General features: G+C 54.6%; 18 protein-coding genes. 15 read left to right on the forward strand and 3 right to left on the reverse strand.

Going from position 1 to position 21,499, the window contains the following annotated elements; all coding sequences use genetic code 11:
• Positions 1-77: 77 nt before the first annotated feature.
• Positions 78-503 (reverse strand): IS200/IS605 family transposase, encoded by a 426-nt coding sequence (gene tnpA, locus ACWI0H_RS08685; RefSeq protein ID WP_176304144.1) that lies wholly within the window; start codon positions 501-503, stop codon positions 78-80.
• A 21-nt stretch (positions 504-524) separates the two neighbouring features.
• Between tnpA and ACWI0H_RS08690 the strand changes: the two genes are divergently transcribed.
• On the forward strand, positions 525-1,592 hold the full coding sequence (locus tag ACWI0H_RS08690) for an RNA-guided endonuclease InsQ/TnpB family protein (protein WP_485875909.1): 1,068 nt from the start codon (positions 525-527) through the stop codon (positions 1,590-1,592).
• Between the two features lie 36 nt (positions 1,593-1,628).
• Here the strand turns inward: ACWI0H_RS08690 and ACWI0H_RS08695 are convergent, their stop codons facing one another.
• The gene (locus tag ACWI0H_RS08695) at positions 1,629-2,129 is read right to left on the reverse strand and encodes an MgtC/SapB family protein (protein WP_101146163.1); all 501 of its coding nucleotides are present in this window, start codon (positions 2,127-2,129) and stop codon (positions 1,629-1,631) included.
• Between the two features lie 283 nt (positions 2,130-2,412).
• On the opposite strand from ACWI0H_RS08695, the gene lepA reads away from it, so the two are divergent.
• The 7 genes from lepA (at position 2,413) to acpS (ending at position 8,732) form a co-directional block, all read left to right on the forward strand.
• Positions 2,413-4,227, forward strand: coding sequence for a translation elongation factor 4 (gene lepA, locus ACWI0H_RS08700; protein ID WP_176303154.1), 1,815 nt, complete (start codon positions 2,413-2,415; stop codon positions 4,225-4,227).
• A 15-nt stretch (positions 4,228-4,242) separates the two neighbouring features.
• The gene (gene lepB, locus ACWI0H_RS08705) at positions 4,243-5,046 is read left to right on the forward strand and encodes a signal peptidase I (protein WP_485875910.1); all 804 of its coding nucleotides are present in this window, start codon (positions 4,243-4,245) and stop codon (positions 5,044-5,046) included.
• Between the two features lie 67 nt (positions 5,047-5,113).
• Entirely contained in the window at positions 5,114-5,806 is a 693-nt protein-coding gene (gene rnc, locus ACWI0H_RS08710; protein ID WP_035566125.1) for a ribonuclease III, read from the forward strand.
• Positions 5,803-6,702, forward strand: a complete 900-nt coding sequence (gene era, locus ACWI0H_RS08715; protein ID WP_176303156.1) for a GTPase Era — start codon at positions 5,803-5,805, stop codon at positions 6,700-6,702. Before rnc ends, era begins: the two co-directional genes overlap by 4 nt.
• Positions 6,703-6,710: 8 nt before the next feature.
• Complete coding sequence (gene recO / locus ACWI0H_RS08720; RefSeq protein ID WP_176303157.1) at positions 6,711-7,406, forward strand: DNA repair protein RecO; 696 nt, start codon at positions 6,711-6,713, stop codon at positions 7,404-7,406.
• A gap of 52 nt (positions 7,407-7,458) precedes the next feature.
• Positions 7,459-8,289 carry a pyridoxine 5'-phosphate synthase gene (gene pdxJ, locus ACWI0H_RS08725; RefSeq protein WP_485875911.1) on the forward strand — a complete coding sequence of 277 codons (831 nt, stop codon included), beginning with the start codon at positions 7,459-7,461 and terminating at the stop codon, positions 8,287-8,289.
• A 62-nt stretch (positions 8,290-8,351) separates the two neighbouring features.
• Positions 8,352-8,732, forward strand: coding sequence for a holo-ACP synthase (acpS, locus tag ACWI0H_RS08730; RefSeq protein ID WP_101146156.1), 381 nt, complete (start codon positions 8,352-8,354; stop codon positions 8,730-8,732).
• Between the two features lie 54 nt (positions 8,733-8,786).
• Here the strand turns inward: acpS and ACWI0H_RS08735 are convergent, their stop codons facing one another.
• Positions 8,787-11,519, reverse strand: coding sequence for an ATP-binding protein (locus tag ACWI0H_RS08735; RefSeq protein WP_485875912.1), 2,733 nt, complete (start codon positions 11,517-11,519; stop codon positions 8,787-8,789).
• A gap of 91 nt (positions 11,520-11,610) precedes the next feature.
• Here ACWI0H_RS08735 and cysM point away from each other — a divergent pair, with 91 nt between their 5' ends.
• The 7 genes from cysM to rluF all read left to right on the forward strand — a co-directional run bounded on the left by cysM (position 11,611) and on the right by rluF (position 21,486).
• Positions 11,611-12,519 (forward strand): cysteine synthase CysM, encoded by a 909-nt coding sequence (gene cysM / locus ACWI0H_RS08740; RefSeq protein WP_336272916.1) that lies wholly within the window; start codon positions 11,611-11,613, stop codon positions 12,517-12,519.
• A gap of 2 nt (positions 12,520-12,521) precedes the next feature.
• On the forward strand, positions 12,522-13,925 hold the full coding sequence (rlmD, locus tag ACWI0H_RS08745; RefSeq protein WP_485875913.1) for a 23S rRNA (uracil(1939)-C(5))-methyltransferase RlmD: 1,404 nt from the start codon (positions 12,522-12,524) through the stop codon (positions 13,923-13,925).
• 77 nt (positions 13,926-14,002) lie between these two features.
• Positions 14,003-16,279: a GTP diphosphokinase gene (relA, locus tag ACWI0H_RS08750; RefSeq protein WP_485875914.1), complete on the forward strand. Its 2,277-nt coding sequence runs from the start codon at positions 14,003-14,005 to the stop codon at positions 16,277-16,279.
• Positions 16,279-17,118 (forward strand): nucleoside triphosphate pyrophosphohydrolase, encoded by an 840-nt coding sequence (gene mazG, locus ACWI0H_RS08755; protein WP_485875915.1) that lies wholly within the window; start codon positions 16,279-16,281, stop codon positions 17,116-17,118. Before relA ends, mazG begins: the two co-directional genes overlap by 1 nt.
• A 37-nt stretch (positions 17,119-17,155) precedes the next feature.
• Entirely contained in the window at positions 17,156-19,804 is a 2,649-nt protein-coding gene (gene ppc / locus ACWI0H_RS08760) for a phosphoenolpyruvate carboxylase (RefSeq protein ID WP_472956327.1), read from the forward strand.
• Positions 19,805-19,848: 44 nt separating this feature from the next.
• Positions 19,849-20,388 (forward strand): DUF924 family protein, encoded by a 540-nt coding sequence (locus ACWI0H_RS08765; protein WP_485875916.1) that lies wholly within the window; start codon positions 19,849-19,851, stop codon positions 20,386-20,388.
• A gap of 36 nt (positions 20,389-20,424) precedes the next feature.
• A complete protein-coding gene (gene rluF, locus ACWI0H_RS08770; protein WP_101146149.1) occupies positions 20,425-21,486 on the forward strand; it encodes a 23S rRNA pseudouridine(2604) synthase RluF in 1,062 nt (353 codons plus the stop codon).
• Positions 21,487-21,499: the final 13 nt, after the last annotated feature.

The raw sequence follows: 21,499 nt of genomic DNA on the forward strand, positions 1-21,499 counted from the left end.
ATTTCCTCCGACCACTTTATCAGATTTGCGCGGAAAACCCCGTACTTCTAGTGCGGGGATGTAGAGCGCGTCGCCCGCTAGGGCGACTTGTTGGGGCGGTTTTGTCCCTCAATGTATTGACGGACTACCGATATAGGCGCACCACCGACACTTCCTGCAAAGTAACTGGGGCTCCATAGGGCGTTTTTCAGGTATGCCGGTTTCGCCAGCTCAGGGTGCAATAGCTTCATACGCCTGCTTGATACGCCTTTCAGGCTGTTCACCAGTTTGGATAGCGCCACCTTTGGCGGGTAGTTCACCAGCAGATGAACGTGATCCGTCTCGCCATTAAATTCCACCAGCTCTGTTTCGAAGTCAGCGCATACCCGCCGAAAAAGAGCTTCGAGGGAGTCGAGGTGTTCGGCATTAAAGATCCTGCCTCGGAATTTTGTTACAAAGACCAAGTGGGCATGAATCATGAAAACGCAATGCCTACCAGTTCTAATTTCTTGTTTAGTGTCCATAGACCAATTATGCTCCAAAGCATGAAACAGACCAAGACCTTGAAGGTTCGAGTCAAAGACAAGCACGTCGCCCAACTCAATCGTATGGCGCGCAACGTGAACTTTGTCTGGAACTACCTCAACGAACTGAGTTCACGAGCGATTCGTGAGCGCGGTCTGTTTCTATCGGCCTACGATATGCACCCCTACACAAAAGGTGCAGGCACGGACCTGGGACTGCACAGCCAAACGTTGCAGGAAGTCGCCCGTGAATACACGACTCGCCGCAAACAGTTCAAGAGGTCGCGGTTGGCGTGGCGCAAGTCCGGCGGTGTTCGTCGCTCACTAGGCTGGATTCCAGTGAATACCGGCGCGGCTAAGTGGAAGAGTGGTCAAGTGTTCCACAACGGCACCTACTTCAAGGTCTGGGATAGCTACGGCCTTAGCCAATACAAATTCCGTTCAGGCAGCTTCAATGAAGATGCCCGAGGCCGTTGGTACTTTAATGTCGTGGTTGAGGTGGATATTCCGCCTAATCAGGCCCAGGGTGAGGTTGGCATTGATCTTGGCCTTAAAGATACCGCGACATGCAGCGACGGCCAAAAGCTGGAGGCAGGGCGCTTCTACCGCGACTTGGAAGCCAAACTGGCAGCCGCCCAAAGAGCGGGCAATAAGGGGCGTGTGAAAGCGATCCACGCCAAGATCAAGAATCGTCGCAAGGATGCCAACCACAAGTTTAGCCGCAACCTGATCAGCCAGTACGGCACTATCGTAGTAGGTAATGTCAGCGCCTCAAAGCTGGCAAAAACCAAGATGGCCAAGTCAGTGCTGGACGCTGGCTGGTACCAATTGAAGACGATGCTGGAATACAAATGCGACCACGCAGGCACCGTCTTCAAAGAAGTCAATGAAGCCTACACCACCCAGACCTGCTCGAATTGTGGCGCACTGCCCAAGGAAAGGCCGAAAGGTATCGCAGGTCTTGGAATAAGAGACTGGATATGCAGCGAGTGTGGTGCCTCGCATGACCGGGATGTGAATGCAGCCCGCAATATCCTAAGTCTTGGGGCAGGACGTTGCCCTCAAGCAGTTGGAATCCCCCGACTTTAGGCGGGGGAGGACGTCAATTCCTCTTGCCTCTTTTGATCACTCCTCATTCTTTTTTTCACGTTCTTTACTCTTACCTTTTTTATCAACAAGGTTCTTTATAATGTCGTGCTCGAATCGGCCTAACATCACCATGATGATTAATCCCAAAATAGTGACCATAACGGCTAATGGGAAATTATTGATGCCTGCGGCAACGCCGACGGCACCGGCCAGCCAAATCGAGGCGCCAGTGGTAATCCCTTCGATATGGGCGCCACTGCGAATGATACTGCCAGCACCCAAAAAACCTATGCCACCAATCACTCCCTCAACAACACGATTAGGATCAATACTTGCCGCGTGATCCCCTTCACTCGTGGCAAATAGCACGCTCATGCCAACAATGATAAATGCAGACGAGCCAAGTGACACCAGCATATGGGAGCGGAGCCCCGCGGGTTTGCCACGAAGCTCCCGTTCCAAGCCAAGGCACAGGGCCAGCCCGGAGGCAACAAGCAGGCGGGCTAGCATATCCAGGATGGGGATTTCGGTTTCCATGACATTCCTTTTCAAGCTCATCCAATAAAAAACCTAGTATAGGAATAAGCAAATACCATGAAATAGTTAAAGTTGGCTTGCCCCTATGCCTGCACAAGGGGTGAAAAATAGTACGTGTAGAACCTTAGTAAGGTGATTAGGTAGCGGTTATTTTTGGCATTTTTTGATGAACATAGCACCGGAACCCCGCTAACGGTACAATGACACCAAATTTCGACTGCGCATTTCAAGGTACTTTTTTTAATCGTACTCGATTGCCTACATACCCGGATTAAATCGGCAAATGACCCAAGAAAACGATAGTAAAATCAAGCATATAAGAAATTTCTCTATTATTGCACATATTGACCATGGTAAATCGACGCTCTCTGATCGTTTGATTCAGACCTGTGAAGGGTTAACGGAACGTGAGCTTAAAGAGCAAGTGCTCGATTCCATGGACATTGAGCGTGAGCGTGGTATTACCATCAAGGCTCAGTCGGTGACGCTGGATTATACGGCTGCCGATGGCCAGGTTTATCAGCTCAACTTCATCGATACGCCGGGGCACGTTGATTTCTCTTACGAAGTTTCGCGTTCGCTCTACGCCTGTGAAGGTGCACTGCTGGTAGTCGATGCAGCACAAGGCGTGGAAGCCCAGTCGGTGGCCAACTGCTATACCGCGATTGAACAAGGTCTGGAAGTTCTGCCGGTACTTAACAAAATCGATTTGCCTCAGGCAGATTGTGACAAGGTTTCTCAGGAAATCGAAGAGATCATTGGCCTTGATGCTACCGATGCCTGCCGGGTGTCAGCTAAAAGCGGTATTGGAATTGACACTCTGCTGGAACGCTTGGTGCGTGATATTCCGCCACCCAAAGGCGATCCCGATGCACCCCTGCAAGCGCTCATTATCGACTCCTGGTTTGATAACTATCTCGGCGTAGTCTCACTGGTGCGTCTATTTGATGGGACGCTGCGCAAAGGCGATAAGATCCGTATTAAATCGACGGGCCGCGACTGGGGCACGACAGAAGTGGGTATTTTTACCCCCCAGCGTAAACAGACTAATATCCTGCGTGCCGGTGAAGTTGGTTTTATTGTCGCTGGCATTAAGGAGATTCACGGGGCACCGGTGGGCGATACGATTACCCATACGAAAACCCCTGACGTCGCGCGCTTACCTGGTTTCCAAAAAGTGAAGCCACAGGTTTATGCCGGTATGTTCCCGGTCAGCGCGGATGATTACGAAGACTTCCGCGATGCGCTAGAAAAACTGGCGCTTAATGATGCTTCGCTTGAATATGTGCCAGAGAACTCCGATGCCCTTGGCTTCGGTTTCCGTGTGGGCTTTCTTGGCACGCTACACATGGAAATTGTGCAGGAGCGCCTGGAGCGTGAGTATAATATTGACCTACTCACCACGGCGCCAACGGTTGTTTATGAACTAGCGATGAAAAACGGCGACGTTAACTACGTCTCCAACCCCTCCAAACTGCCTGACATGGCCGACGTAGATGAAATGCGCGAGCCGGTTGTCCGCGCCAGCATCCTGGTTCCCCAGGAGTATGTAGGCAACGTGATTACCGAGTGTGAACAGCGCCGGGGTACACAGCGGGATATGCAGTTCTTAGGCAACCAGATTCAACTGGCCTATGAGCTACCCATGTCAGAAGTGGTCATGGACTTCTTCGATCGCTTGAAATCTATATCGAAAGGGTATGCATCGCTTGAGTACAACTTCGAGCGATTTGAAGAGGCTAAATTGGTGCGTTTAGACGTGCTCATTAACGGTGATAAAGTCGATGCATTAGCCGTCATTATCCACCGTGACCATGCCCACCCTCGTGGCCGTTTACTGGTGGAAAAAATGAAAGAGCTAATTCCACGGCAAATGTTTGATGTGGCTATCCAGGCCGCTATCGGTGGTCAGGTAGTCGCGCGCTCGACGGTCAAGGCACTACGCAAAAATGTGACCGCCAAGTGTTACGGTGGCGATGTCAGCCGTAAGAAGAAACTGCTCGAGAAACAGAAAGCGGGTAAGAAACGCATGAAACAAGTGGGGCGTGTGGAAATTCCCCAGGATGCCTTCCTTGCTGTGCTCAAGGTAAACGACTAGGAAAGAACACCACCCATGGATTTTTCATTACTTTTGGTACTCGCCGTTGCGCTTTCGGGCGTTGTTTACCTGTTGGACGTGCTGGTATTAAAACCCAAGCGCCGCCAACGTTTCGCCACAGCAGAAGCCAATGCCAAGGAAGGACTTGACCCTGCTACCAGTGAAAAACTGCTTAAAGAACCTTGGCCGGTCGACTACGCACGTTCATTTTTCCCGGTGCTATTGGTCGTGCTGTTGGTGCGTAGTTTTGTCATTGAACCCTTCCAAATTCCCTCGGGTTCAATGCGACCAACGCTCGAAGTAGGCGACTTTATTCTAGTTAACAAATTCGCTTACGGATTACGATTACCCGTGGTGAATACTCGCTTTATTGAAGTAGATGATCCCGAGCGTGGCGACGTGATGGTGTTTCGTTTCCCAGGTGAACCGTCGGTGAATTTCATCAAGCGTGTGGTTGGCATGCCAGGGGATCGTATCCGTTATGAAGGCAAACAGCTCTTTATCAACGGTGAAGCGGTGGCTAAAGAGTTGATTGAAGAGGGCCCCGAAGGTTCTCCCCAGCAGCTATTATTAGCTGAACGCCTTGGCGACGCTGAGCACTTTATTTATAACAACCCACGAGACCCAGGCCCGCAGATGCGTGAAGTAGAAGTGCCAGAAGGGCACTATTTCATGATGGGTGATAACCGAGACCACTCCAACGACAGCCGCTATTGGGGCTTTGTGCCGGAAGAGAATATTGTTGGCCGTGCGTTTGGAGTATGGATGCATTGGGATGGCGGGTTGCCAAGTTTTACCAGCGTGCGGCGTATTGAATGAAGCACCTGCTTAGATTGTGGTTAGTCAGTTATGTCACTTTAGTTAACGTCAATGACGTAGGAGAGCTGTGAGTAATTCCTTGAACGCTTTTTGCCGACGAATCGGCCATACCTTTGGCGATGATACGTTATTGGAATTGGCCTTGACCCACCGCAGCTTCGGTGGTCGTAACAATGAGCGCCTGGAATTCCTGGGTGACTCCATTGTCAATTTTGTGATCGCCGAGGCGCTGTTTCAGCGCTTCCCCCAGGCTCGTGAAGGTCAGCTTTCACGTCTGCGTGCGCGGTTGGTGAAAGGCCAAACGCTGGCGGAGCTTGCCCGGGAAATGGAGTTCGGTGAGTGCTTGCGGCTAGGCTCTGGTGAGATGAAAAGCGGTGGGCATCGCCGTGAATCGATCCTGGCGGACGCGGTTGAAGCCATCATTGGGGCTATCTATCTGGATGCTGGCATGGATGTGGTGCGTGACCGTGTATTGGATTGGTATGCAGAGCGATTGGAAAATATCTCGTTGCAAGATACCCAAAAGGACCCCAAAACGCGTTTGCAGGAGTTTTTGCAGTCGCGTCAAGCCGCCTTGCCGCGCTATGAAGTTGTCTGCGTGAAGGGCGAGGCGCATGCCCAGACCTTTACCGTGGAGTGCTACATTGACCTGCTGGTTGAGCATACCACTGGTAAGGGTCCTAGCCGCCGTCATGCTGAACAGCAAGCAGCAGAAGAAGCACTGTCGTACCTCGAAAAAAGCCCTGGAGAAAAATCATGAGCCAAACCTGCGGATTCGTTGCCATCGTCGGCCGACCCAACGTGGGCAAATCGACCCTCATGAACCGTATTTTGGGGCAGAAAATATCGATTACCTCCCGGCGCCCGCAAACCACACGCCACCAGGTAATGGGTATTAAAACGGAGAATGAGACCCAGTTCATCTACGTCGATACGCCGGGCATGCACATCATGTCCAAGGACCGTAATAAGGCGATCAACCGCTTTATGAACCAGGCGGCTACCCAGGCACTGCGTGACGTAGATTGTGTGGTGTTTATTATCGACCGCACTCGCTGGACCGAAGAAGACCAGGCGGTGTTGAAGCGCCTGGAACACGTCAAAGCGCCGGTTATTTTGGCGGTCAATAAAGTCGACCGTCTCGGCGAGAAAGGCGATCTTTTACCGTGGTTGGCTGAGGTGGGTGCTCGACGCGACTTCGCTGCCATCGTGCCAATTTCAGCTAAACATGGCACCCAGGTGGATACCTTGGAAGAGGAGGTGGCCAAGCATCTCCCTGAAAGTGTTCACTTCTTCCCAGAAGACCAGATTACCGATAAAAGCCTGCGTTTTATGGCGGCTGAACTGGTACGTGAAAAGGTCATGCGTCAGTTGGGCGATGAACTTCCTTATCAGATGACCGTTGAAATTGAAGAGTTCCGCGAGACCGAGCGTGTCACGCATATCAGCGCACTCATTCTTGTTGAGCGTCAGGGCCAAAAAGTCATTTTGATTGGTGAAAACGGCGATCGACTCAAAAGCATTGGTCGTGAAGCGCGCCTGGATATGGAGCGCGCGCTGGGTACGAAAGTCATGCTGAATCTCTGGGTGAAAGTGAAGCGTGGCTGGTCGGATGACGAGCGCGCCTTGAAAAGCCTGGGTTACGACCTCGATTGAGTGTAGCGATGGCGCCTGAGCCGGCTTTTTTACTTCATCGTCGGCCTTACCGTGAAACCAGTGCGCTGGTAGATCTACTAACCCTCGATCACGGCAGAGTGCGTGCTGTCGCCCATGGTGGGCAACGGCCCGGATCAAAATCGCGCCAACGTTTGCAGCCTTTCACACCGCTATTCGTGACGTGGCAGGGCAGCCGTGATTTAAAGCGGCTGACGCTGATGGAATCACGCGGCCAAACGGCATTGTTAGCGGGTGAGGGCTTGCTATGTGGGCTTTACGCTAACGAGATCGCCACTCGGCTATTGCCGCTTGAGTTACCAGCCTCTGATGTATTCGCCTTTTATACGGCGCTACTGGAAGCGTTGCCAGCACCCGCTGAGAGGGCGTTGGCGTTGCGCCGTTATGAGTGGGCGCTATTGGAAGCGCTTGAAGCAACACCGCAGTTTACAACACCGGAGGGCAGCGTCTTGGACCCCCAACTGCGCTATCGTTTTGATGCAGCGACGCGCGCTTTTTCCCCGGCCGAACGCGGTTTAGATGGCCGCACGCTGCGTTATATTGAACAGGGTGACTGGCAGCATGAAGGGCTCGCTAACGCTTTGAAGGCAGTGATGCGTGCCGCACTGGCACCGCACCTGGGTTCCACCGTCTTACGCTCGCGGGAATTAATGCTCGATTTAGCGCGACGTCGCCATCGTCCTTAATGGTTGAATTTCTTGCTCACAAACTCTTTCTTATCGCTGCGCTGGAGGCACTATGCACCCCCCTCGGATACTGTTAGGCGTCAATATTGACCACATTGCGACACTTCGCCATGCCCGAGGTACCCGCTACCCTGATCCTGTTCAAGCCGCGCTAGTGGCAGAAGAGGCGGGGGCTGATGGTATTACGGTGCATTTGCGTGAGGACCGTCGTCATATTCAGCCTCGTGATGTGCGTATTCTGGCCGAAGTGCTTAATACCCGCATGAACCTGGAAATGGCGGTTACCGAAGAGATGCTGGCGCTGGCTGAAGACGTGCGTCCAGCCCACGTTTGTCTGGTACCTGAGAAGCGTGAAGAACTGACTACTGAAGGTGGCCTGGATGTGGTCGGCGGTTTTGACGCTATTGCCAGCGCCTGCCAGCGATTGAGCGCAGCGGGCTGCGACGTCTCTCTGTTTATCGATCCTGATATAGAGCAGATCGATGCTGCCCAGCGTGCGGGGGCTCCTACCATCGAGCTGCACACGGGCGCTTACGCAGAAGCTCGGCCAGGCAGCGATGCGGCGAATGCGGAGTATCACCGCTTAACAGCTGCCGCTACGCATGCTGTCTCACTAGGATTGGTGGTCAATGCCGGTCACGGCTTGCACTACCATAACGTTGAAGCCATTGCGGCATTGCCAGGCGTCAACGAGCTTAATATTGGTCATGCCATTATTGCCCGTGCGCTGTTTGTTGGCCTGAAAGAGGCCGTACAAGAAATGAAACGCTTGATTATCGCAGGCCAAGAGGCGGGGTTAATGGCAGCTCTTGATGCCCACGATCATGAGCACGACCATGAACATACAGAAGATCATGTGCATAACGGATGCTGCGGGCATTGATCAAAGATTGACTCTTTAGAGATTGACTATTCAGGAGTCCCTACCAAGAGGTTTTTTAGGCGATGATTGTGGGTATTGGCTCCGATATAGCGCGTATTGAGCGCTTTACGCGGGCCGTGCAGCGGCACGGCCCGCGCTTTGCGCAGCGAATTTTAGGGCCTGAAGAGCATACGCTTTGGCTCCAGAAATCCCAGCCTGCCGCCTTCCTCGCCAAACGTTTTGCTGCCAAGGAGGCGTTTGTTAAAGCGCTAGGGCTTGGCCTGCGCCACGGAATGCAGTGGTGTGATATCCAGGTGCTTAATGATGCCTTGGGTAAGCCTTACTTCGTGCTTGACGGTAAAGCAGAGCGGCTACTCCAGGCGGCAGGCGTCACGGCGAGTCATATCACCTTGAGTGACGAAGCCGAGTACGCGGTTGCTTTTGTGGTGTTGGAACGCACATAGCCAGCCAAGATCGGACGAAGATTTGTTTTTGGTCTTTAGGTATTAGTTATTGGCTTAGGACCTGAGTAAAAACGGGCGGTGTGCTTTTAGTCGTGCCATTGCACGATATAAGTCCTCCAGTAGCCCCTCTACATGGTCTAAGCCGCTGGTCCGCAGCCGTGTCTCCAGCGTCTCTACCAGCAATGCCAGCTCCGGCGCGCCGCAGTAGCGGCTGGCGCCATTCAATCCATGGACCCAATCGAGCAGCATCGGCAAATTTTGTTGCGCAAAAGCGCTACGCATGTGTTGTTCGCTTTCATCCAAGCTGTCGATCAAACGTTTTAGCTGCTCCCGTGCGAGGTACTCTTTACCGCCTGCTAGGCGTGCGCCTATCTCAAGATCCACAACGGGTAGCTTGGCGGGCGTCGTGTGGCTAAATGACTTAATAGTGGTTTTGCTACTGCTCGTTGCAGAAGGCGTTGCATTGCTGTCGGCTAGCTGATGGGTAATCCCCAAAAAGCGATGCAGCAGTTGATGTAGCTGAGCCTCATCAATGGGCTTTATCAGGACGTCATCAAGGCCTTCGGCGAGCCACTTTTGGCGTTCACTGCTAAGGACATGAGCGGTGACCGCTATAATGGGGCAGCGAGCCCATGTACTGCTGAGTCGGCGCAACGCTTGGGTGGTTTGTACACCATCCATGCCAGGCATACGAATATCCATCAGCACCATATCTACGTTGCTGGTTCTCGCAAACTCTAGTGCTTGGTGGCCACTTTCTAATGCCGTGATATGCAGGGCGGGATCTTCAAGCATATTTTTGAGCAGCTCACGGTTCGGCGCATTGTCATCCACAATCAACAACTTGACGGGTTGAGACGACGCTGGCAGAGCGGCTAACGCCCCAGGCTTCTTATCGGACACAAACGCCGGCAGCAGTAATTGCTTAAGCGATGCCACCAATTGAGCGCGTGAAAAGGGTTTGTAAAGCGTTTCACCGCCCTGGGGTAATCTTAAAGGGGGCAGGTCAAAACTGTTGCCGTTGGCTAAAATCAATACAGGGCAAGGCGTTTGATCAATGACTTTTTGCCAGTAGCGGTGGCGCTCGGGCGTATAATCACTGTGCTCCAACCCCAATATCAGCAGTTGTGCCGGCTCAGGGGCATCAAACGCAATCGGTTGCGCTTCCCAGCGCTGCAGCAAATGCTCCAACACATGGCGAGTAGGCGCATGTGTTTCATAGAGGCAAATAGTGGGGTTGGCTAGGCTAATCTCCGCTGGTCGTTCGATTGCTTTGTAAGCCAGTAGGGGTAGTGTAAAGGAGAAAGTGGTGCCTTGGCCCAGTACACTCTCCAGCTCAATCTCGCCGCCCATGCGCTCAATGAGCTGGCGGCAGATAGTAAGCCCCAGGCCACTGCCGCCAAACTCACGCGAATGGCTGGGTTCAGCCTGGGAAAAGGCGCTAAATAAGGCCTTCTGATGGGCATCGCTAAGACCAATTCCGGTGTCACTAACGCTGAGGTTAAGCACGACATGCTGGCCTTCCTGGTTATCCAGCATAACACGCACAATCACGTCACCTTCATGAGTGAATTTGAGCGCATTACCAATCAAGTTATTTAACACTTGATGAATACGCAACGGATCACCGCTCAGTGGTGTAGGGACATCGTCATACACCATCGCCACTAGGTGTAACTGCTTGCGCTGGGCTTCAGGCGCGTGAAGCCCTATCACTTCATCAACCAGTGCGACGATATCAATATCCGCTTCTTCAAGGGTAAGGCGATTGGCCTCAAGCTTGGAAAAGTCGAGCACGTCGTTAACCAACATAAGCAGGTTGTCGCAAGCGCGATGCACGTGCTGCAACCATTCCTGCTGGCGGGTATCCAGCGATGAACGGCCCAGCAGTCGGCAAAACCCAATAATGCCGTTGAGTGGGGTGCGAATCTCATGGCTCATGTTGGCTAAGAATTCGGATTTCACCGCATTCGCCCGCAAAGCGCTGCGGTGGGCCAAATCGAGCTTTATATTCTGCTCCTCAATGGTTTCCATGGATTCTTGCAGTTCGCTGGTGGCCTGCTCAATTTGCGTTTGCATATCCCGCTGGGCCTGCTGAAAGTGTTCAGCGAGGGTATTAATGTGGCTAGTTAGGTGGTTAAGTTCCGCCGCATTAGAAGGCATCAGATGTAGCCGATAGTCACCGCGGGATAAACGATAAAGTGCTTGGTTAGCTTCTTCGATAGGGCGGGTGGTATAGCGACTGATGGCGAAGGCGATTAAAAACATCAGCAGGCCAAGCAACATGCCGCCTAAGCTAAGACTAGCAATCAATTTATAACGGCCCAGGGTGAGCGCTCGGGTGTCTATTTCAATAACCAGCCAGCCTGCGCTACTACTGATCGTGCTGGCTAAGCTTGTATTGGGCTGGGTAACCTCTAACGGTAAGCGCAGTCGCCAAGCCTCTTCTTCCATGAGCAGTTGGCTGCTAGCGGGCGCTTCCAGAGTGGGTCGCGCAGCGTTGCCCAGTAATAAAAGACGATCGCCTTGCGCATCAAAGAGCGCAACCGCCCGCAATCCTCTCATGGTGAGAAGTTGGCGGGCCAGGGCCTCAAGACGCTGAGAATCACTCTGTGCGACTGCGTCAGCAAAACTGGGTGACAGCAGCTCGCCAGCATTTTCCAAGCGTTCTTGCTGTGCCGCCCGAGCTTCCGTACCACTCTGTATGACCAGTAATACAGCCATCATGGCGTACACCAGGAGCGGGAAACCGAGTAGGGCAAATAGAAGTCGGGTATTCAATGACATGAAAAGAAGCTCGCTGATTCAATGAGGTTGCCTGTCCAGGTCAAGGCAGCACCGATATAATGCAGCATAACGGTTACGATAAGGAATTTTCATGAACGATCTTAAGGGCTATCCCACGTTGGAAGAGATTGTTGGCAACACGCCATTAGTGCGCCTGAAGCGCATTAGCGCCGGTCGCAACAATACCCTGCTGGCCAAGCTTGAAGGCAATAACCCAGCGGGTTCGGTCAAGGATCGTCCCGCACTCTCCATGATCAGCGAGGCGGAAGCCCGTGGTGATATTACCCCCGGCGATACCCTGATTGAGGCAACCTCAGGTAATACCGGTATTGCGTTGGCTATGGCGGCGGCGATCAAAGGCTACAAAATGGTACTCGTGATGCCGGAAAACGCCTCGGAAGAGCGTAAGCAGGCGATGGCAGCCTATGGGGCCAAACTCATTTCGGCCAGTAAAGCCGGTGGCATGGAGGAAGCTCGGGATATAGCGGATGACATGATCGCCAGGGGCGAGGGAAAACCGCTCAATCAGTTCGCCAACCCGGACAACCCGTTGGCGCACTATCGCACCACTGGCCCTGAAGTATGGCAACAAACCGGTGGCGAAGTGACTCACTTTGTAAGCTCAATGGGCACCACGGGCACTATCATGGGCGTGTCACGCTATTTAAAAGAGCAAAACCCGGCTATTCAGATTGTCGGCTTGCAGCCCGCCGATGGCGCCAGCATCCCTGGTATTCGCCGCTGGCCAAAAGAGTACCTTCCCGCCATCTTTGAAGCGCCCCGGGTGGATGTCACACTTGATATCGGCCAACAAGAAGCCGAAGAGCATATGCGTCGTCTAGCCCGCGAAGAGGGCATTCTGGCTGGGGTTTCATCAGGTGGTAGTTTGGCAGGCGCGCTGCGCATTGCCGAGCAAACCGAAAATGCGGTGATTGTGTTTATTGTCTGTGACCGCGGTGACCGCTATCTCTCTACTGGCCTATTTGCCCCAGGAGTATAACCATGGCCATGTTGGGAAAAAGACGGCCGTCTAGGCCCGCGTCAGGTCATTCTGGGCTTGCTGGCACGCCCGGCGGCAAAGCGCGTCATACGGCTACAGATGATGATACGTCGCCCTTGGTGATTGAGCGCTTAGCGCACGATGGCCGTGGCGTCGCCCACTCAGCCAACGGTAAAACCGTGTTTGTTGATCAGGCGTTGCCCGGTGAACAGGTAGAGGTGGCGATTCATCTAACGCGCAAACGCTTTGACGAAGCGCATGTTAAATCACTGCTAACGTCCTCTGATCAGCGTGTTACGCCCCCGTGCCCGCATTTTGGCCACTGTGGCGGCTGCGATTTACAACATTTAAATATTGATGCCCAGCGCACCCACAAGCGTGAGGTGGTGCGTGACCTGTTTGCGCGTCAAGGCATCACGCTAGGCGAGATTGGCTCGATTCAGGGCGATGCCCAGGGTTATCGGCGTCGTGCACGGCTAGGCGTCAAGGTAGATAGCCAGGGCAATACGCGCCTCGGCTTTCGTGCTGCCCATAGCCATCGCTTAGTCGATATCGAGCGCTGTCCGGTATTGGTTGATTCCTTACAGCAGTTGTTAACGCCACTACGCGAGTTGCTCCAACGCTTAGATGCTCCGCGACATGTGGGTCACATAGAATTGCTGGCAACGGCGACCACCCAAGTAGTACTGGTTCGTCAACTCAAAGAGCACCTTCAGGATGCCGAGCGCTGGCAAGCTTTTGCCCAGCAGCATCAAGTGGCTTTAGGCACCTGGTTGGGGCGTGAAACACCCACGCTGCACTGGCATGGCGCGCCCCCGGTGCTGGAAGAGTCGCTAACACTCAACGACCAGCCACCGCTAACGCTAAGTTTTGCCCCAGGCGATTTTTTACAGGTCAACGCCCAGGTTAATCAGCAAATGGTTGCCCAAGTGATGCAATGGTTGGCGCCCAAGCCAGGGCAAAAGCTGCTCGATCTGTTTGCAGGTATCGGGAATTTCAGCTTGCCCATCGCCGCGGCGGGTGCTGAAGTGCACGCGGTGGAGGGCAATCCTGCCATGGTGGCGCGGATTGCGATAAATGCTAAAAACAACGCGCTGATGGTTAGCGGCCAACAGGCCGACTTGAACGACTCCGCCAGCGTTAAAGAGCTGCTATATGATCATCGTGATAGTGATGCGCTAGTGCTTGATCCGCCGCGCAGCGGTGGGGAAGCAATTTGTCAGGCGCTGGCGCGCCACCCGGTGCCCAGAGTGGTCTATATTTCTTGTGATCCCGCAACGCTTGCCCGGGATGCGGCACATCTTGTGCGTGCGGGTTACCGGGTTAAGCAAGTAGCAGTGGCAGATATGTTCCTTCACACTGCGCATATGGAAACACTAATGTTGTTTGAAAATGATGCTGTTTGAAGCTGATGCAGCTAAATGCGTCAAGCCACGGTGACAGCCGTGTGGAGATCGTCCCCCAGAATGGATGAGTGATAGTCATGGTAAAAGTGCGTGAAGACCAGCCGCTAACCGCTAGCGGAAAGGTGGATATACAACAATGGTTAACGCGCCTGCAAGAAGATGTGCGCCTACGTGATCCCGAGCGTTTAGTCGAGGCCTGTGATCTTGCTGAAACGTTAGAACTAGAAGCCCCTCGTACGCATCGTGTATGGCTTTCGCCGGGTTCCAGCTTCCGCATGGGCCTGGAAATGGCCGATATCCTTGGCGATTTAAAGTTGGATCAGGCCGCGCTGGAAGCCGCCGTTCTCTACCGTGCGGTGCGGGAAGGCTTACTGAGCCTTGAAGCGGTGACAAAACGCTTTGGAGAAGAAGTCGCGAGCCTGATCGATGGCGTGCTGCAAATGGCCGCCATCAGCTATCCATTGGCGCCTGACCATGGCATGGGCCAGCATAACCAGCAGGAAAACCTGCGCAAGATGCTGGTTAATATGGTGGGCGATGTGCGCGTCGCCTTAATCAAAATTGCCGAACGCACCTGTGCGCTGCGCCAAGTAAAAGACGCTCCACGGGAAAAATGTTTACAGGTGGCCAGGGAAGTCGCAGATATTTACGCACCCTTGGCTCACCGTTTGGGTATCGGCCAGCTCAAATGGGAGCTGGAAGACCTATCGTTTCGTTACTTGCACGAAGACGAATACAAAGCGATTGCCAAGCTGCTGGCGGAAAAACGTCTCGACCGCGACCGCTATATCCACGATGTGGTAGAAACTATCAAGGGCTTGATGGAGGCCCAGCATATCCACCGCTACGATGTGGATGGGCGGGCCAAGCATATCTACTCGATCTGGCGCAAAATGAAGCGTAAGCGGATCGATTTTTCGCAAGTTCACGACGTGCGCGCAGTGCGGATTCTGGTGCCGGAAGTCGCCGACTGCTACACCGTGCTGGGCATCATCCATTCGCGCTGGCACCACGTGCCGAACGAGTTTGATGACTACATCGCCAACCCCAAGAAAAATGGCTACCAGTCACTACACACCGCCGTCATGGGGCCGGAAAACAAGGTGCTCGAAATCCAGATTCGCACCTTTGCTATGCACGACGAAGCGGAACTGGGCGTCTGCGCCCACTGGCGCTACAAGGGCCACGATACTACCGCTAAGAGCCGTAGCTATGAAGAAAAAATCGCCTGGCTGCGCCAAGTGTTGGAGTGGCAGGACGAAGTGGGCGGCTTTGGCGACCTGCGCGAAGGGCTCTCCAGCGATGTCGCACCTGACCGCATCTACGTGTTCACCCCCGATGGCCATGTAATCGATTTACCGCGGATTGCCACGCCTATCGATTTTGCCTACCGAGTGCATACCGAAATTGGCCACCGCTGCCGGGGCGCTAAGATCAATGGGCGCATTGTGCCGCTCACCTATAAGCTCAAAACGGGCCAGCAGATCGAGATTTTGACCGCCACTAAAGGCGGGCCTAGCCGCGACTGGTTAAACCCCAGTTTGGGCTATGTGCGTACCTCCCGGGCGCGGGCCAAAATTCAGGCGTGGTTCAAACATCAGGCGCGGGATCAAAACCTGGATGAAGGGCGCGCGCTGTTTGACCGCGAAATGCGCCGCCTGGATGTCGAAGGGCTTGATCTACCCAAGCTCGCCAAGGCGGTTAACTACCTTAATGCTGACGATATGTACGCCGCCATTGGCGCCGGTGATCTGCGTATTGGCCAAGTGTTGCATCAGGCCCAACAGCTGTTCGGCGAGACTGACGACCAGGAGCAGCTTAATCGCCTGCTAGCCAAACCTCAGCGTCAATCTAGTAAAGCTACGAAAAGTGATATCACGGTGCTTGGCGTCGGCAACCTGAAAACCAGTATGGCGAACTGCTGTCGGCCAGTGCCTGGCGAACCGATCATTGGCTTTATCACCCAGGGGCGTGGCGTCACCGTGCATCGCCAGGACTGTAGCAATATTCTGCAATTGCGCCTGGACGAACCCCAGCGCATTATCGAGGTAGAGTGGGGCGAGCGCGCCCAGACCCGCTATCCGGTGACCATTGAGATTCAAGCCTGGGACCGCTCTGGGCTGCTGCGCGATGTGACAGGGCTGCTCGGCAATGAAAAAGTCAACGTACTCGCCGTGAACACATTGACCGATACCGACGAGGGCATCGCCCGTCTGCGCATTACCTTGGAAGTCGACGGCCTGGAATCCCTGGGGCGTCTGTTCTCCCGCATCCAGCAATTGCCAAACGTCACCGAAGTACGACGTTTGCGCAACGCCGACCCGGAAAAGCAATCACGTAAGGGAGGGGCATAATGCGCCATGGTATGGACGACCTGCTGATCCTGATGCAAGTGCTGCGTGACACCGAACAGGGCTGCCCATGGGACTTACAGCAGGACTGGGACAGCATCGTGCCGCACACCCTGGAAGAAGCCTACGAGGTCGCCGATGCCATTGAACGGCGGGCCTTCGACGAGCTACCCGGTGAGCTGGGTGATCTGCTCTTTCAGGTGGTCTATTACGCTCAGTTTGGGGCAGAAGAGCAGCGCTTCGACTTTGACGATATTGTCGATACGCTGACCGCCAAGATGCTGCGCCGCCACCCGCACGTCTTTCCAGAGGGCACTCTGGCTTCCCGCCGCCCGCCAGGCGTAAGCGCCGAAGAGGTGCAAACTCAGCAGGTCAACAGCCGCTGGGAGTCGTTGAAGGCTGAAGAGCGTGCCGAGCGTACGGCCAAAACGCCCTCGGTACTCGACGATGTACCGCGCACACTGCCTGCACTGAGCCGGGCTGCCAAGCTGTCTAAGCGCACTGCACGGGTAGGGTTTGATTGGCCAGACGCCAAGGGCGTGGTAGCGAAAATTCGCGAAGAGCTGGCGGAAGTGGAAGAGGCGCTCGCCGCTGGTGATCAACAGCACGCTCAAGAGGAAGTTGGCGATCTGCTGTTTGCAGTCACCAATCTTGCCCGCACATTGAACGCTGACCCTGAACAGTGCCTACGCGCGACCAATGCAAAGTTTGAACGCCGCTTTCGCTATGTCGAAGGCGAGCTTAACGCTGCCCAGCGACCGCTGGCGGAGGCCTCGTTAGACGAGATGGAAACCCACTGGCAGGCAGCTAAAGCACAAGAAAAACAACCTACCCATTCCTGAATTATTATTGATGCGACCCCTGCAGGAGGCCATGCCAATGAGTCACGACCTACACGAATCTCTGCGCGATAATGTGCGTATTCTGGGCGATAGCCTGGGGCGAACCATTGCCGACGATTTGGGCCAAGCATTTGTCGATAAGATTGAAACCATTCGTGCTCACGCCAAGCGCGGGCGGCAGGGCGATTCTCTGCAGCAGCGCGAATTGATCGAGTACCTGCGAGATCTGCCTGAGAAAGATCTATTGCCGGTCACCCGGGCGTTTAACCAGTTCTTGAACCTCGCTAATATTGCCGAACAGCATTACCGGGCGCGCTTTCGCCGCGTAGAGGATTACAAGCCAGGTTCCCAGCCGGTGCTAGGGGAGTTGCTTGAGCGGGCTCAGCAGGCGGGTAACTCGCCACGCAAGCTGGTCGAAACCCTCGCCAATATGCGCGTTGAACTGGTACTCACCGCTCACCCCACCGAAGTTATCCGGCGTACGCTGATTCAAAAATATGACGCCATTGATGAGTGCCTGACTGCCATTGAAAGCTCCGAAGATTACCCTGAACGCGGCACTCGCGCCCAGGGGCGTCTGGAAGAACTGATCAGCCAGGCATGGCACACCGATGAGATTCGCCACGAACGCCCCACGCCGGTTGATGAAGCCAAGTGGGGCTTTGCCGTCATTGAAAACTCACTCTGGCAGGCAGTGCCGGACTTCCACCGCGATTTGGATAACCTGCTGCTGGATACCGCCGGTGAGCGCTTACCCCTGGATGCCGCGCCGATTCGCTACGCCTCCTGGATGGGTGGGGATCGCGACGGTAATCCCAACGTGACCGCCCGGGTCACCCGCGAGGTATTGCTACTGGGCCGCTGGATGGCCGCCGATCTTTACCTGCGCGACCTGGATCAGTTAAAGACTGAGCTCTCCATGTGGAAGGCCAACAGCGCGCTTAAAGCCGAGGCGGGCGATGTGGCCGAACCGTATCGCGAAGTGCTAAAGCGCCTGCTGACAAGAATGGAGTCAACCCGGGATTGGGCCAAGGCCGAGCTTGAGGGGCGTAACTATGACGGCGGGCCGATTATTGAAACCCGTGATCAGCTCTATTCCCCGCTGCTCGGCTGCTACCGCTCACTTTGCGATGTTGGTCTCGACACCATCGCTAACGGCGCGCTGCTGGATACCTTGCGCCGGGTCGCCGTATTCGGCGTTACGCTGACCAAGCTCGATCTGCGCCAGGAGGCCAGCCGCCACGCACAGGTGATTGAAGAGCTGACCAGTACGCTTGGCCTTGGCCACTACCGCGAATGGGATGAAGCCCAGCGTCAAGAGTTCCTGCTGGCCGAGTTGGCTTCCCGTCGCCCGCTGATTCCGCGCCGCTGGGAGTGTTCTGCCGAGACCCGGGAAGTGCTGGATACCTTTAAGGTGATTGCCCAGGAACACTCCGAAGCGCTGGGAACCTACATTATTTCCATGGCCGCTGAACCGTCGGACGTGCTCACCGTGGCACTGCTGATGAAAGAGGTAGGAGGGCAGGTCACGCTGCCTATCGCACCGCTGTTTGAAACCCTCAACGACCTGGATCACGCAGGCGATGTGGTGGACCAACTGCTGGCGATACCGAGCTATCGTTCGCTGATTGATGATCGCCAGGAAGTGATGATCGGCTACTCAGATTCAGCCAAAGATGCCGGTCAGTTGGCCGCCGCTTGGGCGCAGTACCGCGCCCAGGAGTCGCTGGTCAATGTGTGTAACCGGCACGGCGTCGATCTAACCCTGTTCCACGGCCGCGGTGGCACCGTAGGCCGTGGCGGCGGCCCGGCCCATGCGGCGATTCTCTCCCAGCCTCCCGGCTCGGTGAACGGCAGCCTGCGGGTGACCGAACAGGGCGAGATGATTCGCTTCAAATTCGGCCAGCCTGATATTGCCCTACGCTCCATGGAGATTTATGCCTGCGCGGTGCTGGAAGCCACACTGTTGCCGCCTCGCGCGCCGGAACCGCATTGGCGTGAAGAGATGGATCAGCTCGCCAAGGTCGCGCATGGTGCTTATGTCGGCGTGGTGCGGGAAGACCCCGATTTTGTCCCTTATTTCCGGGCAGTCACGCCGGAGGGCGCTTTAGGAAGGTTGCCGCTAGGCTCACGTCCTACCAAGCGCCGCCAGGATGGCGGCGTAGAGACCCTGCGCGCGATTCCATGGATTTTCGCCTGGACGCAGATTCGTCTGATGCTGCCAGCGTGGCTGGGCAGTGGTGAAGCCTTCTCGACCCGCTTAGAGCAGCCCGGCGGACGCGAGGTGCTGCAAGAAATGCGCACTGAGTGGCCCTTCTTCGGCACTTATCTCGACATGCTGGAGATGCTGTTGGCCAAAGCCGACGTGGCCATTGCCGCCTACTACGAGCACCGCCTGGTCGATGAACCATCGCTTAAAGCGTTGGGTAAAAAACTGCGTGAGCGTTTTGCACGGCTCGAAGATGCGGTGCTCGATATTCTCCAGCAGGAGAAGCTGCTGGAGAACACACCGCTGATTCGGCAGGCCATTGATGTACGCAATCCGTACATCGATCCGTTGCATGGCCTTCAGGCCGAGTTGCTGCAGCGTAACCGCGATGCGGACGGGGCGATCAGTGCTGATTTGTCACGTGCGTTAATGGTGACAATGGCGGGCATCGCTGCGGGTCTGCGTAATACGGGTTAAACAAGACCGGCCAGCCTGTTAATGATGCTAACAAGGAGGCGTCAATGCCCTCAGATGCTCAAGCGGTACTCGACTTTTGGTTTGAAGCGTTGACGCCTGCTCAGTGGTTTAAAAAAGACCTTGAGATGGATAGCACTATTCAGTCGCGTTTTGGTGAACTGCATACCCAGGCGGCGCAGTGTGAATGTTATACCTGGCGGCAAACGGCTCAGGGGCGGCTGGCGGAAATCATCGTGCTGGATCAGTTCTCGCGCAATATCTTCCGCGATGATGCGCGCGCTTTTGCCACCGATGCGCTGGCTCTAGCTCAGGAGGCAGTGGCTGCGGGTGCCGACGCTGAGCTAACCCCTCAGCAGCGGGCATTTTTGTATATGCCCTATATGCATAGCGAATCTGCCGCCATTCATGCCTTGGCGATGAAATTGTTCGACCAGCCGGGATTAGAGAATAATCTCGATTTTGAAGTGCGTCACAAGGCGATCATTGATCGCTTCGGGCGTTACCCGCACCGCAATGCACTGTTGGGGCGGGCCTCTACCGACGAGGAGTTGGCTTTTCTAAAGCAGCCCGGCTCCTCTTTTTAACTTTTTTGTTCACTCCTTTTAGCCACATGGCGTTTTATGTCGTTACGAAAATCTACCCGTATCAATAAATACATTAGTGAAAGTGGAATGTGCTCTCGCCGTGAGGCTGACCGCTTTGTGGAGCAGGGCAACGTGTGGATTAACGGTCGCCGCGCCACTACCGGCGACCAAGTGGTAGCGGGGGATCTGGTCAAGGTCAATGGCCAGGAGATCGAGCCACAGGAAGAGGAAGATCTGGTTCTTATTGCGCTGAACAAGCCGGTGGGCATCGTTAGCACCACCGAGTCCAGCGAAAAGGACAATATCGTTGAGTTTGTAAAACACGGCACGCGCATTTTTCCCATCGGTCGGCTCGATAAAGACTCCCAGGGGCTGATTTTTTTAACCAATAACGGTGATTTGGTTAATAAGATTCTGCGTGCCAATAACAACCACGAAAAAGAGTATCAGGTGACGGTGAATAAGCCGATCACCGACGAGTTTATCGAGGGCATGCAGGGCGGTGTGCCGATTCTTGGCAAGGTGACCAAGCGCTGCAAAGTGCAAAAAGAGTCCACCTTTGTGTTCACTATTACCTTGGTGCAGGGACTCAATCGGCAAATTCGCCGTATGTGCGAATACTTCGGCTATGAAGTTACCCAGCTTATTCGCACGCGCATTATGAATGTGCCCCTTAAAGGATTAGCCCTGGGGGATTGGCGCGATCTCACCCCTAAAGAGATTGACACCATTATCGCGCTGACCGAAAAATCAGAAGCCGTGCCAGAGAAGAAGAGTAAAGCTAAGCCTGAAAGGCCCAACTACAGCTCAGGCGCTGGCAAGGCAAAGCCGCCCGCTGCCAACAAAGGGCGCCCGAAACCGGCCAAAGCGGGCACCAAAGCCACCGGGGCTAAACCTAAACCACTTCCCAAAGGTAAAAAGGCCGCTAGTGGAAAAGTTAGCACCGGCCCGAAAAACAGTGCTGGTAAACCTCTCCCCAAGGGTAAAGCGCCCGGCAAGCCCAGTGTTAAAAGCAAGCCTAGTGCAAAAGGTAAGCCCGTTGGCAAAGGCCGCGGTAAGCTAGCGGTTGCGGGCAAGCCTTCTCAGCGACGCAAGTAGCTCCTCCTCCTTC

The sequence above is a fragment of the Halomonas sp. NYA30 genome (genome assembly GCF_976980765.1).